General features: G+C 70.2%; 13 protein-coding genes and 1 riboswitch. Of the genes, 7 read left to right on the forward strand and 6 right to left on the reverse strand.

The window, feature by feature from the left end; translation table 11 throughout:
- The first annotated feature begins 68 nt into the window (after positions 1 to 68).
- Entirely contained in the window at positions 69 to 827 is a 759-nt protein-coding gene (locus ACIRON_RS27615) for an NYN domain-containing protein (RefSeq protein WP_402997630.1), read from the forward strand.
- Between the two features lie 10 nt (positions 828 to 837).
- On the opposite strand, the gene ACIRON_RS27620 is transcribed toward ACIRON_RS27615, so the two are convergent.
- The gene (locus ACIRON_RS27620; protein ID WP_402997633.1) at positions 838 to 1,494 is read right to left on the reverse strand and encodes a glycoside hydrolase family 19 protein; all 657 of its coding nucleotides are present in this window, start codon (positions 1,492 to 1,494) and stop codon (positions 838 to 840) included.
- A 79-nt stretch (positions 1,495 to 1,573) separates the two neighbouring features.
- Positions 1,574 to 1,698, forward strand: a riboswitch (cobalamin riboswitch).
- Positions 1,699 to 1,763: 65 nt separating this feature from the next.
- Between ACIRON_RS27620 and ACIRON_RS27625 the strand changes: the two genes are divergently transcribed.
- The 5 genes from ACIRON_RS27625 to ACIRON_RS27645 are packed head-to-tail and all read left to right on the forward strand — an operon-like array spanning position 1,764 to position 6,955.
- The gene (locus tag ACIRON_RS27625) at positions 1,764 to 2,837 is read left to right on the forward strand and encodes a prenyltransferase/squalene oxidase repeat-containing protein (protein ID WP_402997636.1); all 1,074 of its coding nucleotides are present in this window, start codon (positions 1,764 to 1,766) and stop codon (positions 2,835 to 2,837) included.
- A complete protein-coding gene (locus ACIRON_RS27630) occupies positions 2,831 to 3,448 on the forward strand; it encodes a hypothetical protein (RefSeq protein ID WP_402997639.1) in 618 nt (205 codons plus the stop codon). Before ACIRON_RS27625 ends, ACIRON_RS27630 begins: the two co-directional genes overlap by 7 nt.
- Entirely contained in the window at positions 3,445 to 4,560 is a 1,116-nt protein-coding gene (locus tag ACIRON_RS27635) for a CbiQ family ECF transporter T component (RefSeq protein WP_402997642.1), read from the forward strand. The genes ACIRON_RS27630 and ACIRON_RS27635 overlap by 4 nt, the downstream gene beginning before the upstream one ends.
- Entirely contained in the window at positions 4,557 to 6,128 is a 1,572-nt protein-coding gene (locus tag ACIRON_RS27640) for an ABC transporter ATP-binding protein (RefSeq protein WP_402997645.1), read from the forward strand. Before ACIRON_RS27635 ends, ACIRON_RS27640 begins: the two co-directional genes overlap by 4 nt.
- On the forward strand, positions 6,125 to 6,955 hold the full coding sequence (locus ACIRON_RS27645; RefSeq protein WP_402997648.1) for an ECF transporter S component: 831 nt from the start codon (positions 6,125 to 6,127) through the stop codon (positions 6,953 to 6,955). The genes ACIRON_RS27640 and ACIRON_RS27645 overlap by 4 nt, the downstream gene beginning before the upstream one ends.
- Here the strand turns inward: ACIRON_RS27645 and ACIRON_RS27650 are convergent.
- The 5 genes from ACIRON_RS27650 to ACIRON_RS27670 form a co-directional block, all read right to left on the reverse strand.
- Positions 6,924 to 7,847 (reverse strand): alpha/beta fold hydrolase, encoded by a 924-nt coding sequence (locus tag ACIRON_RS27650; RefSeq protein ID WP_402997651.1) that lies wholly within the window; start codon positions 7,845 to 7,847, stop codon positions 6,924 to 6,926. The genes ACIRON_RS27645 and ACIRON_RS27650 overlap by 32 nt on opposite strands.
- Entirely contained in the window at positions 7,844 to 8,101 is a 258-nt protein-coding gene (locus ACIRON_RS27655) for a hypothetical protein (RefSeq protein WP_402997654.1), read from the reverse strand. The genes ACIRON_RS27650 and ACIRON_RS27655 overlap by 4 nt, the downstream gene beginning before the upstream one ends.
- A gap of 120 nt (positions 8,102 to 8,221) precedes the next feature.
- Entirely contained in the window at positions 8,222 to 9,124 is a 903-nt protein-coding gene (locus tag ACIRON_RS27660; protein ID WP_402997657.1) for an EamA family transporter, read from the reverse strand.
- 30 nt (positions 9,125 to 9,154) lie between these two features.
- Positions 9,155 to 11,800, reverse strand: coding sequence for a glycoside hydrolase family 65 protein (locus ACIRON_RS27665; protein ID WP_402997660.1), 2,646 nt, complete (start codon positions 11,798 to 11,800; stop codon positions 9,155 to 9,157).
- Entirely contained in the window at positions 11,797 to 12,558 is a 762-nt protein-coding gene (locus tag ACIRON_RS27670; RefSeq protein WP_402997663.1) for an HAD family hydrolase, read from the reverse strand. The genes ACIRON_RS27665 and ACIRON_RS27670 overlap by 4 nt, the downstream gene beginning before the upstream one ends.
- A 139-nt stretch (positions 12,559 to 12,697) precedes the next feature.
- On the opposite strand from ACIRON_RS27670, the gene ACIRON_RS27675 reads away from it, so the two are divergent.
- Complete coding sequence (locus ACIRON_RS27675; RefSeq protein ID WP_402997666.1) at positions 12,698 to 13,765, forward strand: WD40/YVTN/BNR-like repeat-containing protein; 1,068 nt, start codon at positions 12,698 to 12,700, stop codon at positions 13,763 to 13,765.
- The last annotated feature ends 7 nt before the right edge of the window (positions 13,766 to 13,772 follow it).

A 13,772-nucleotide genomic window follows, 5' to 3' on the forward strand; every position in this document is an offset into this window, starting at 1 on the left:
CCGACTCGGCGGTCGTTTTGGTCAGGATGAGCCGACTCGGCGATGGGGTGCACTGGCAGACTGTCCGCGTGACCGAGCCCTTCCGCATCGCGCTGCTCATCGACGCCGACAACGCCCCCGCGTCCAAGATCGACGCGATCTTGAACGACCTGGCCGAATACGGGGAGGTGACGATCCGCCGGGCGTACGGCAACTGGACCAAGCCCGAGCTCAAGGGGTGGATCGAGGAGCTGCACGACGCCGCGATCAGGCCGATGCAGCAGTTCGACCTGACCGCGCACAAGAACGCCTCCGACATGGCGCTCGCGATCGACGCCGTGGAGCTGCTACATGCGGCGGTCCCGGACGCGTTCGCGCTGGTCTCCTCCGACTCCGACTTCACGCCGCTGGTGCACTACCTGCGGGAGAAGGGGCGCGCGGTCTACGGCTACGGCCGGGAGAAGACGCCGGCGCCGTTCAAGAGCGCCTGCACCCGGTTCACCGTGGTGGAGAAGCTCGGCGGCTCCGAGGAGGAGACCGAGGCTGACACCGAGGCCGGTGCCACGCCCGCCCGCAAGCCGTCCTCCTCGGCGACTTCGGGACAACTCCTGAAGCGCAACGCCCGGCTGATCCAGCTGCTGCGCAACTCCATCGCGGCGGCCGCCGACGACGACGGCTGGGCCCTGGTCGGCACGGTCGTCTCGCGCATCCGCAACCAGTCCTCCGAGGACCCGCGCAACTACGGGTACGCCACCTGGACCAAGCTGATCAAGGCGATTGACCTCTTCGAGCTCAAGGACGAGGGCACCTCGGCGATCGCGGTCAGCGACAAGCGCACGAAGAAGTGACGTACGTCTGCTAGGACGCGTCCGGGGTGCGGTCCTGGCTGCTCGCCTTCTTCGGGCGGGTGCAGTCGATCCCCTTGGGCACCGACCCGTTGAGGTGCTTCAGCGCGGCCTTGAAGTCGCGGCAGCGCTCGGTGTCCTCCTCCTTGTTGTACGGATACCCGATCGCCGCGTTGACCGCACCCATGTCGAGGACGTCGGCGAGCGGGTTGATGTCGCGGGCGACGGTCCAGTACCACCGCGAGATCGGCGCGCTGTGGTCCAGCGACCTGGCCAGCTCCGGGCGGCGGCGCAGGTCGATCCCGAGGTAGGCGCCGGCGTCGGTGTAGTTGGCCTCGCCAGTCAGCTGGATGTAGCCACGGCCGGCGTACTTCCGCTTGTCGCGGCCCTTGGCGTCGTGGTGGAAGGAGCTCTCGTGGGCAAGCGTGGTCAGGTAGGCCGCCTGCCGGTAGGGGGTCGTGATCCGGGCGTCTGACATGGCGCGGTTGAGGGTCGGCAGCCCGGTCTCGACGGTCTTCCTGTCGCCGACCCTGTCGCCGAACATGGCGACCAGATCTGCGTACGTGACCGAGGTCCGAGCCGGTTGCGCGACCGCCGTCGTGGTCGGGCAGAGAGCGAGAAGGGTGGCCGAGATCGATAGTGCGACAAGGCCGAGAATCCTGTGGCGCATGGGGACAGAGTGACTGCTCGTCGGCGATCCCGCAAGAGGCGCTCGCCAGGCATAGGATTGCCCCGAAACAAGCAGAGCCTCAATCAACACACGCCGTGGTGGGGGAAGCCGGTCGAATCCCGGCGCTGACCCGCAACCGTAGGCCCGGGACGCCGACCGCGACCCGAGTGAGCCGGAGCACCTGCCGACGGACGCGTACTGACCTGACGCTGTCGTGGAAAGCAGCGGGTCGGCCCTGGGCCTTCCCGACGAACAGCGCGGAAGGAACCATGAAGAAGACCGTCCTCGGTGGCATCGCCGCCGCTCTCGCCCTCACCTCGCTCGCCGGCTGTGGCGAGAAAGCCATCGAGGAGGGGGAGAAGTCCACCTACGACGCCAAGGTGTCGACCTCGGTGGCCGACTGGCTCGTGGCCCAGGCGCCGGAGGGTGTGGCCCACAACGCGCAGTACGGCACCGACGACTTCGGGCTCAGCGCCGACATCGGGATCGCGCTGGCAGAGGTCGGCGGCTACGACGAGGAGCTCTCCACGATCGCCTCGGCCGTGATGGCCAACAAGAAGGCCTACACCTCACCCGGGTTCGGCACCGTCACCTCGGCCGGGTCCACCGCGAAGGCGCTGGTCCTCCAGCAGAACGTGGACGCCTCCGACCCCGGTCTGCTGAAGCAGCTCGAGGGCACGGTCGCCGCCAACGGCCGCATCGCCGACAAGCTCGACCCCAAGAACAAGGAGGCGGCCGACTACTCCAACACCATCGGACAGTCGTACGCCGTGTGGGCACTGAACAACGCCGAGAGCAAGAAGGCCGCGGCCGCGACGGAGTTCCTGGCCGGGCAGCAGTGCGAGGAGGGGTGGTTCCGGGTCACCTTCGCGGCCGACCCCACCGCTGCCGACCAGACCTGCGACGCCGACCCGAAGGCCGTCCCGGACGCCGACGCCACCGCGTTCGCGCTGATCGCCCTCTCCGGCGTGGCCTCGCCGGAGGCGGAGAAGGCCGTCGAGGCAGGCGTGGAGTGGCTGAAGGAGACCCAGGCGAAGGACGGGTCGTTCAAGGCGGCGACCGGCAACATCGCCAACTCCAACACCACCGGCCTGGCCGGGTGGGCGTTCGGGCGTGCCGGTGAGGCCGACGCCGCGGAGAAGGCGGCGACCTGGGTCGCCGACCACGTCGTGACCTGTGGTGACGACGCCGGCGCGGTCGCCTACGACGACGCCGCGCTGACCGAGGGCAACACCAAGGGGCTGACCAAGGAGTCCGAGGGGATGTATCGCCTCGCGGCCGCTCAGGCGCTGCCGTCGCTGGTCTTCCTGCCCAAGGACGCGACCGCGAAGAGCTCGTGCTGATCCTGCGGTCCACCTCGGTGGCCCTGGCGATCCTTGCCGGGGCCACCGCACCCGTCTTCACGACCGTCTCCGCATCCTCTGCCGCCGAGGGGTGTGACGGCGTCACCGTCGTCGTCGAGCCCAACGCGCTGGGCGGCGACCCGGAGGTGAGCTGTGTCCAGCCCGGGGAGGGCGACACCGGCGCCGACCTCTTCGAGAAGGCGGGACATCCGCTCACCTATGTGACCTCGATGCCCAGCGTCGTATGTCGCGTCGATGAGCGGCCGAAATCCGCCGGTTGCGCCCAGATGCCGCCTGCCGACGCGTACTGGTCGCTGTGGATCACCGACGATTCGGGGGCCTGGAGCTACGCCTCCAGAAATGTTACCGAAATCAGCGTGACCTCCGGGCAGGGTGTTGCGTTCACGTGGATAGACGACGATGTCGTTACCGCTCCGGCGACGGAGCTTGGGGATGCTGTGGGGGCGCCCTCAAGCCCGTCGCCGGAGTTATCTCCGGAGGAATCGACGGATCCGGACTCCGGGCCTGAGCATCTGCCCGCCTGGGTCGCGCCCGCGGGGATCCTCGGACTCTTCACCCTCGCCGGTGTCGTGTGGTGGCGTCGGCGATGAGCGAGCTGGTCCGTGAGGCTGCGGTCGCGCGCCTTCCGCGTGATCTGCACCCCGTCGCCTGGTGGGTGTGGGCGATCGGCATGGCTGCGTACGCCTCGTTCACCACCAACCCGTTGCTGCTCCTGCTCGTGGTGGGGGTGGTGTCGGTGGTGGTCGCCGCGCGCCGCGGTGATCAGCCGTGGGCGAAGGCGTTCCGGCTCTACGTCGGCCTCGCGGTGTTCATCGTCGTGACCCGGGTGCTGTTCCGGGTGCTCCTGGGCGCCGTGCCGGGTCACGTACTCCTCGACCTGCCCGAGATCCCGCTCCCGGAGTGGGTGCTGGGGATCCGGCTGCTCGGGCCGCTCACCCGGGAGGCGCTGCTGGCCGGCCTCTACGACGGGCTACGGCTGGGTGTCATCGTGATCTGCGTCGGCGCGGCCAACGCACTGGCGAACCCGAAGCGGCTGCTGCGCTCGCTGCCGCCGGCGCTCTACGAGATCGGCACCGCTGTCGTGGTCGCCGTGACGGTGCTGCCGCAGCTGGCCGAGTCGGTGCAGCGGGTGCGTGCCGCGCAACGGCTGCGCGCCGGTGCGACCGGGAAGGTCAAGCGACTGCGCCGCTTCCTGGTGCCGGTGCTCGAGGACGCCCTGGAGCGGTCGATGGCGCTGGCCGCGGGCATGGACACGCGCGGCTACGGGCGTACGGCCGGAGTCCCGGTCGCCACCCGGCGGATCACCTCGGCGCTCATGCTGGTCTCGCTCGTCGGGCTCTGCGCCGGTGTCTACGCGGTGCTGGACGGCACCACGCCCGGCTGGCTGGCCGTCACCATGCTGAGCCTGGGCGTCGGCACCGCGGCCGGAGGGCTGGCGCTCGCCGGCCGCCGGGTGACGCGGACCGTCTACCGGCCCGACCGATGGCGCTGGCCCGAGGTCGTGGTGGCAGCGAGCGGGATCGTGGTCGTCGCCGTGGGCTGGTGGGTCGCCCGCGATCAGGTCCCGGTCGCCTTTCCGGGAGTGAGCACCGTGCCGGCCGTCACGCTGAGCGCCATGCTGGGTGTGCTCGTCGGGCTGGTCCCGGCCGTCGCCGCCCCGCCACCGGCATCATCGCTCGTCCACGAGGAGGCAGTCGCATGATCGACCTGCGAGGCATCACGTTCACCCCGCCGGACTCCTCCGAACACGTGCTCAAGGACGTCGACCTCACCATCGAGGAGGGCGAGCTGCTGCTCGTCTCCGGCCCGACAGGCTCGGGGAAGTCGACGCTGCTCGGCGTGCTCGCCGGCCTGGTGCCGCGCTTCTCCGGCGGCGTGCTCGACGGTGACGTGCTGCTGGACGGGACCTCGATCGTCCACAGCCCACCGCGCGAGCGCGCCGGGATCATCGGCTACGTCGGTCAGGACCCGGTGGCCGGGTTCGTCACCGACACGGTCGAGGAGGAGCTCGCCTACGGGATGGAGCAGCTCGGCCTCCCGCCGGCGACCATGCGGCGCCGGGTGGAGGAGACCCTCGACCTGCTCGGCATCGCCGAGCTCCGGCAGCGGTCGCTGCGTACGCTCTCGGGAGGGCAGCAGCAGCGCGTCGCGATCGGCTCGGTGCTCACCACCCACCCCCGCGTCGTCGTGCTCGACGAGCCGACCTCCGCGCTCGACCCCACCGCCGCCGAGGACGTGCTCGCCACCATCACCCGGCTGGTGCACGACCTCGGCACCTCCGTCGTGCTCGCCGAGCACCGCCTCGAGCGGGTCGTGCCGTTCGCCGACCGCATCGCGCTCCTCGTCGGCGACGGCTCCGTCGCCGTCGGCGACCCTGCCGAGGTCCTGGCGACCTCGCCCATCGTGCCGCCGCTCGTCGAGCTCGGCCGCGAGCTCGGCTGGTCGCCGCTGCCGCTGACGGTTCGGGATGCGAAGCGGAAGGCACGGGGCGTGGCGCTTGCTGACCGTGTTGATCTCGACACGCCTCCGCCTAGCGGCTCCGGCGGCTCGACCAGCGGGGTCACGGTCACCCGAGGACGTACGCCGGTCCTGCACGACGTCTCGATCGAGCTGCCCGCGGGGCGGGTGACGGCGCTGATGGGACGCAACGGGTCGGGCAAGTCGACGCTGCTGTGGACGCTGCAGGGGACCCAGAAAAGGCTGGCCGGGTCGGTCGCCGTGGACGGCAAGGATCCGGCGACCCTCGACCCTGCCGCCCGCCGAGAGCTCGTCGGGCTGCTGCCGCAGACCGCGGCCGATCTGCTCTACCTGGAGACGGTGGCCGAGGAGTGCGACGCCGGCGGGCCGCGGACCCGGGAGATCCTGGACAGCCTCGTTCCGGGCATCCCCGACGACCAGCACCCGCGCGACCTCTCCGAGGGCCAGCGCCTGGCTCTGGCACTGTCGCTGATCCTGAGCGCCGACCCGCCGGTCGTGCTCCTCGACGAGCCGACCCGCGGCCTCGACTACGCCGCCAAGCACGCGCTCTCGGAGATCCTGCGCGACCTCACCGGAGCCGGCAAGGCGGTCCTGGTGGCGACCCACGACGTCGAGTTCGTCGCCGAGGCGGCAGACGACGTGGTGGTGCTCGCCGACGGCGAGGTGGTCTCCGCCGGTGACGTACGCACCGTCACGGCCGAGTCGCCCGCGTTCGCGCCCCAGGTGAGCAAGGTCTTCGGCCCGGGCCGGCTGACCGTGCGCGAGATCGTCGAGGCGGTGGGCGAAGGATGATCAGGTTCTCGCCCCGCACGGCGGTCCTGCTCGCGATCATCTCCGTGGCCGGGCTGATGATGTTCTGCTGGCCGCTGCTGCTCCACGGCTACGACCGGGTGCAGCCGCCGTTCATCTTCCTCGCGCTGCTGCCGCTGATGCTGGTGGTGCTGCTGAGCGAGCTCTCCACGGGCGGCATCGACACCCGGATGATCGCGGTCCTGGGCGTGCTCAGCGCGATCGAGGCCGTCCTGCGCGCCGTCTCGGCCGGCACCGGCGGGGTGGAGCTGGTCTTCTTCATGCTCATCCTCGGCGGCCGGGTCTTCGGTCCGGCCTTCGGGTTCGTCCTCGGCTGCACCGGCCTGTTCGTCGCCGCGCTCGTGACCGCCGGCGTCGGGCCGTGGCTGCCCTACCAGATGCTCGGCGCCGCCTGGGTGGCGATGGGCGCCGGGTTCCTGCCGCGCGCGAGCGGCCGCCGGGAGATCGGGATGCTGGCGGCGTACGGGGTCTTCGCCTCGTACGCCTACGGGCTCCTCCTCAACCTGCAGGGCTGGCCGCTGCTCACCGGCGTCACGGTGCCCGGCGCGAGCGGCAACCTCTCCTACGATCCCGGTGCCGCGGTCGGCGAGAACCTGGCGACGTTCCTGCGCTACACCCTGGTCACCTCGACCAGCAGCTGGGACACCGTGCGCGCGATCACCACCGCCGTCGCCATCGCCCTGCTCGGGCCTGCCGTGCTCGCCACCCTGCGCCGCGTCGCCCGGAGGGCCACGGTCACCGGAGTGGTGGTTGCGACGAGCTCCACCACCGACCAGGTCAGGCGTGCTGGTGCTCGGCGACCCGGGTGAGGAAGGCGAGCAGCAGCTGGTGGACCCGGTCGGGCTGCTCCATCTGCACGAAGTGGGTGCCCTCGAGCTCGACGAAGGTGCCGTTCTTGACCCCGGCGGCGACCCGCGACATGTGGCGCGAACCGGCGATGAGGTCGCGGGTGCCCGCGACCAGCACGACCGGCACCTTGATCCGGCGCAATGAGACCGAACGGCGCTGCGAGGTGCGCAGCGCGAGGTGGAAGTACCACTCGACGGGGGTGGTCAGGAACTCGGCCAGCGCGGCCGCGGCGAGCTCGGGATCCGGGACCTTGCCGATCAGGCCGGCCCTGGAGAACACCTCGATCGCCCGCGGACCGAGGTCCAGACGCGTCGCCACGGGAGTGATCAGGGAGCCGGTGCGACGCAGCACCCTCGAGGCCGTGCGGGTCACGATCGCGGCAGCGGGGGCGGGCAGCCGCAGCGGACCCAGCATCGACTTGAACGTGTCACCGGGCACCCCGGCGACACCGAAGACGCCGGAGACCCGCTCGGGATGGTCCGCGGCCAGCTCGAACGCGGTGTTGACCCCGATCGACCAGCCCATCACGACCGGCCGGGAGAGCGCGAAGGCGTCCATCACCGACAGTGCGTCCTCGGCGAAGTGCCTCGAGGTGGTCTGCTCCGGGTCCTTCGGCCGCGCGGAGCCGGAGGTGCCACGGTGTTGCCAGGAGACGACGCGTACGCCGCACGAGGTGTGCAGCAGCGCCGGCCAGTTCCACGGGCTGGTGCCGAGGCCGTTGCACAGCAGCACCGTCGGCCCCTCGATCACACCCTCGGGGTCGTTGGTCCAGGCGCGGATCAGGGTGCCGTCGTCGGAGAGCACGTCCCGGAACGCGACCGTCGACTCGGCCATCGCCCGCGGAACGTTCATGCGGTCATTCTCTCCGAAGCGAGCAGCTGGAGATAGGTCTGTACGTCCTCACGCTCGGCACGCCGCAGCAGGATGGCCTCCTCGGCGGCCTTGGCGTTGTGGCGGGCGACGAGCTGGGAGGTCACCGGCCAGGCGAGCAGCAGCTGGATCGGTCGTAGGAACGGGCCGACCATTCGCCCCGCGGTGCGTGCGGCGAGGAGGGCGGCCACCTGGGTGACGGCAGCGGTGTGTACGGGTGCGGTGACGGTCGACAACGGAGCAACTCCAAGGACAGGCGGGGGACCGGGCGGCGGAGGGGGAGTTGTCACCAAACTGTAGTGACCCTGACGTTCGGAGTCAGTGACGTTCCGATGTCGCTTGTGTGAAACGCCCCACTACACCGGGGTCGACTCCGCCGGTACGTGATGCTCGGGCTTCCCGGTGCGGGTCGCCCCCGCGGAGGCGACCACGACGCAGGCGATCGCCAGCCACTGCAGGACCGAGAGTCCCTCGTGGAGGATCAGGATCGCGGCCAGAGCCCCGGCGGCCGGCTCCAGCGACATCAGGATCGCGTAGAGCCCGGACTTGATCGAACGCAGCGCGACGAGATCGAGGGAGTAGGGGATCACCGACGACATCAGGCCCACGATCAGTCCGACCAGCCACACGTGCGGAGCGCCGAGCCCGTCCGCGTACGCCATCGCCGCAGGTGTCAGCGCCACCGCCGCGACGGTGGAGGCCAGGGCGAGGCCGTCGAGCCCCTCCCAGCGGGCGCCGGTCGCCTTCGACAGCACGATGTAGGCAGCCCAGCAGACCCCCGCGAGCAGCGCGAAGAGCACGCCCGCGACCGAGATCCGGCCGGGCTCGAGACCGAGCAGCACGACCCCCGCCGCCGCCAGCGCGACCCAGACCAGGTCGCGGGCCCGACGCGATGTGACCAGCGCGATCGTGAGCGGGCCGATGAACTCGATGGTGACCGCGATCCCGATCGGGAGCCGGGCGAAGGACTGGTAGATGGCCCAGTTCATCAGCCCGAGCGAGGCCCCGAAGGCGACCACGACCAGCCAGTCGCGGCGCGAGAGACCGCGGACCCTGGGCCGGGTGATCGCCAGCAGGATCAGCGCGGACAGCGTCAGCCGCAGCCACACCATGGCCGTCGGGGTGACCTCGTCGAAGAGCGACTTCGCGAAGGTCGCGCCGACCTGCACCGACGCGATCCCGATCAGAACCAGAACGACCGGGTGGGCCAGCCTCGTCCGGACAGAGGAGGCTCTACCGGTTGAGAAGCGGGCGACCACCCGGTCAGTCTAGGTCCACGTAAAGACCCGCTACTGCGCCGAGTCCGTCTGCGAGACGTTGGACAGGTTGGTGGCCTTGTTGGCCTCCTCCGCGAGCCGCTCGGACCCGCGCACGGAGTCGTGCGGGATCGTGGCGTGCTCGGTGTGGTCCTGCTCGTAGATCTCCGGCGGGATCGGCGTGGGCACGGTGGCGGTGATCCGCGATCCGTCGGGGCGGATGCCGCGGTGCGGTTCCTCGTCGATGTGGGCACCGATCCGCGGCCCCTGGTCGGCGAGCGGCACGATGACCGGCGATCCCTTCGAGACCACGAACTCCTCCCCGCGGACGCTGATCGGGATGTCGAACTCCTCGCCCGGGGTGTCCACGACCGTGAACACGATCTGGTCCCGGGTGACGGCGACCTGCATCCGGGTCGAGTGCCACTGCACCCGGAAGATCAGCGAGCCCCACTCCACCGGCAGGCGCGGGTCGAAGGAGAGCTTGCCGTCGTAGTCGCGCATCCCGCCGAAGCCGAACGCGAGCCCGCCCCACACGCCCCCGGTGGAGGCGATGTGCATGCCGTCGACGGTGTTGCCGTGCATGTTGTGCAGGTCGACGTAGAGCGCGTCGTAGAAGTAGCGCAGCGCGTCGTCCTGGTAGCCCACCTCGGCCGCCACGATCGACTGCACGACCGCCGAGAGCGTCGAGTCGCCGGTGGTGATCGGGTCGTAGTACTCGAAGTCGGCCCGCTTCTCCTCGGGTGTGAACCGGTTGCCCTGCTGGAAGAGGGCGAGCACCACGTCGGTCTGCTTGAGCACCTGGAACCGGTAGATCACCAGCGGGTGGTAGTGCAGCAGCAGAGGACGTACGTCGTCGGGGGTGTTGGGCAGGTCCCACACCTCGCGGTCGAGGAAGTTGTCGTCCTGCGGGTGGATGCCGAGCCCCTCCTCGTAGGGGATGTGCATCGCGGCGGCGCAGCGGCCCCACTCCTCGACCTCGTCGGGGGAGATGTCGAGCCGGCCCATGACCTGCGCGTACTCGCGCGGATAGTCCGCCCGGAGCATCTCGATGGTCTCGACGGCCTTCTCCAGGTTGTAGCGGGCCATCACGTTGGTGAACAGGTTGTTGTTGACCACCGTGGTGTACTCGTCCGGCCCGGTCACCCCGTGGATGTGGAAGGACGGCTCGCCGTTGTGGCGCCAGAAGCCGAGGTCGGCCCACATCCGCGAGGTCTCGACCAGGATGTCGACGCCTTCGCGGATGAGATAGCCGATGTCGCCGGTCGCGTAGACGTACTTCATCAGCGCGAAGGCGATGTCGGCATCGATGTGCACCTGCGCGGTGCCGGCCGCGTAGTAGGCCGAGGCCTCCTGCCCGTTGATGGTGCGCCAGGCGAACAGCGCACCCTTCGCGGCCATCTCCAGCGCCCGCTGCCGGGCCGCGGGAAGCATCACCGAGCGGGCGTGCATCACGTTGCGGGCGACCTCGGGCTGGGTGTAGCAGAGGAACGGGACGACGTAGCACTCCGTGTCCCAGAAGTAGTGCCCCTCGTAGCCGGAGCCGGTGACGCCCTTCGCGGGGACGCCGAGCCCGTCGGTGCGGGCGGTCGCCTGGGCCAGCGAGAACAGGTTGAACCGGATCGCCTGCTGGGCCGCGGCGATGTCCTCGGCGTCGTCGTCCGCGGCGGCGGTGATCTCGCCGTCGGCGGCGGACCAGAACTCGTCGTACCAGTTGCGCTGGTCGCGCTCGAAGTGGCCGACGCCGAGCCGGATCGCCCGGTCGAGAGTACGTCCGCAGCGGTCGGCCAGCTCGCGCACCGGCACCCCGCGGGAGGTGTGGTACGTCACCGTCTTCTGCAGCCGCAGCGTGCTGCCCTCGGTCGCGTCGACCCTGAAGACCGTCTTGGCCAGGTCGTCCTCGGCACGGACGACGGTCTCGACCGGGTCCGGCGTGTCGATCTGGTGGGCGGCGCTGACCGCGATCGTCATCCCCGAGTTGGCGCACCGGTAGCCGAGGGTCATCTGCTCCTCGTCGGCGACCGACATCTGCGGGAGCAGGACGCGGGTGTCGAAGGCGGAGGCCTTGCGCGGGTCCATGCCCTCGCCCAGCGCCGCCGACGGCACGTGGTACTCGTCCTTGCCGTCTTGCCGGTTGAGCAGCTGGGAGGAGATCACGATCGGCGCCGCGCCGCTGAGCATCGTGATCTCCAGGGTCTGGATCGAGAGGTGCCGCTGCGTCATCGACACCATCCGGGTCGACTTGATCGCGACCCGCTTGCCCGAGGGCGTACGCCACACCAGGTGCCGGCGCAGCACACCCTCGCGGAAGTCGAGCACCCGCTCGTACTCCTCGAGGTCCGAGGTGCCGAAGGTGAGCGGCTCGTCGTCGACGTAGATCTTCATGATCTTGGCGTCGGGGGCGTTGACGATGGTCTGCCCGGTCTTGGCGAAGCCGTAGGCGTTCTCGGCATGGCGGATCGGCCAGGTCTCGTGGAACCCGTTGATGAAGGTGCCGTGCGCGTAGGTCGGGCGACCCTCCTCGGGAGTGCCGCGCATGCCGAGATAGCCGTTGGCGACGCTGAAGATCGTCTCGGTCAGACCGAGGTCGTCGGGGGAGTAGCTGGTCTCCACCAGCCGCCACGGGTCGATGGGGTAACGGGCCCGGTCCAGGGGGTTCGGGCCGACGTTGGTTCTCACTGCTGTGCTCCTTGAGCAGGGCTGTGGTGGTCAGGGATGAGTTCGGCGAGATCGGAAACGACGAGACCGGCGCCGGCGGCCGCGAGGGTGTCGTGGCCGGCGCCACGATCCACCCCGACGACCAGCCCGAACTCGCCTGCCTTGCCGGCGCGCACCCCGGAGACGGCGTCCTCGAGGACGACGGCTTCGCTCGGGGTGGCTCCGAGGACCTTACCGGCGTAGACGAACGTGTCCGGTGCAGGCTTGCCGGGCAGTCCCAGCTCATCGGCGACGGCACCCGACACGACCGTCTCGAACCGGTCCAGCAGCCCCGCCGCCTTCAGCACGGTCGGCGCGTTGACCGACGAGGACACCACGCCGAGCCGGACGTCGAGGGTGGCCAGATGGTCCAGGAACCGCACCGAGCCGGGGTAGGCCTCCACACCGTCGCGCTCGAGCACCAGGTTGAAGGCGTTGTTCTTCCGGTTGCCGAGTCCACACACGGTCTCGAGCTCGGGCGCGTCCTCCGGGGTGCCCTCGGGAAGGGTGATGTCGCGGGAGGCGAGGAAGTCACGGACGCCGTCGTAGCGCGGCTTGCCGTCGACGTACGCGAAGTAGTCCTGGTCGGTGTAGGCCGGCGCCCCCGGGGTCTTCTCCTGCAGGTAGGCGTTGAACATCTCCTCCCAGGCACGCATGTGCACGCCCGCGGTCGGCGTGATCACGCCGTCCAGGTCGAAGAGGATCGCGGTGAACGTCTCCCAGGCAACAGGTCTGGTCATGACTTCAGGCTAGGGGCTGGGCCGCTCAGGCCGAAGAACCCGGGCCCGCCCGATGTCACCGACGCACGATGTTTTCCCTCGACGCCCTTTCGCCGAAATCTCCTGGCCACAGACGACGACCGGGTGGATGCTGGAATGCATGGGTACGCAGCTGCTGGTCGGGACCCGGAAGGGTCTGTGGATAGGGCGCTCTGACGACGCCCGGCAGGACTGGGACTTCACCGGTCCGCACCATGACATGGAGGAGATCTACTCCGCCATGATCGAGCCCGGGACCGGGCGAGTCCTTGCCGGATGCTCCTCGCTGTGGCTGGGTGCGCTGGTGCGCGCCTCCGCCGACGGGGGCGAGACCTGGACCGAGACCTCGATGTCGTTCCCCGAGGACGTCGACGCGAGCCTGGCCCGGGTCTGGCAGCTCCAGCCGGGGCTCCCCGACGGCACGATCTGGGCCGGTGTCGAGCCGGGCGCGATCTTCCGCTCACGCGACGCCGGCGCGTCCTTCGAGCTGGTGCGCGGACTGTGGGACCACCCGCACCGCACCGAGTGGAACGAGGGATTCGGTGGGCAGGCGTTCCACACGATCCTGCCGCACCCGACCGATCCCGACTCGGTGACCGCGGCGATCTCGACCGGCGGCGTCTACCAGACCTCGGACGGCGGCGAGAGCTGGGAGGCGCGCAACAACGGCATCATCGCCGTCTTCCTCCCCGAGGGGCAGCAGTACCCCGAGTTCGGCCAGTGCGTCCACAAGGTCGCCCGTCACGCCTCCCGCCCCGAGCGGCTCTACCTGCAGAACCACGGAGGCGTCTACCGCTCCGACGACGAGGGCGTCTCCTGGAAGTCCATCGCCGACGGGCTGCCCACCGACTTCGGCTTCGCGATGGTCGTCCACCCGAAGGAGCCCGACACGATCTTCACCTTCCCGATCGGTGCCGGCGAGTCCCGCTACCCGCCGGAGGCCAAGCCGATCGTGTGGCGCTCGCGTGACGCAGGTGACCACTGGGAGGCGCTCGACAAGGGCCTGCCCGACCACTTCTACGTCGGGGTCATGCGCGATGCGATGTGCGCCGACGACCACGAGGTGGCCGGTGTCTACTTCGGCGCCCGCAACGGCTCCGTCTGGGCCTCCGCCGACGCCGGCGAGACCTGGCGCGAGATCCTCCGCGACATCCCCGACGTGATGGTGGTCCGGGCCGCGAAGATCTGAGGCGCAC

This window comes from Nocardioides sp. NPDC101246 (assembly GCF_044767415.1).
Taxonomy (GTDB): domain Bacteria; phylum Actinomycetota; class Actinomycetes; order Propionibacteriales; family Nocardioidaceae; genus Nocardioides.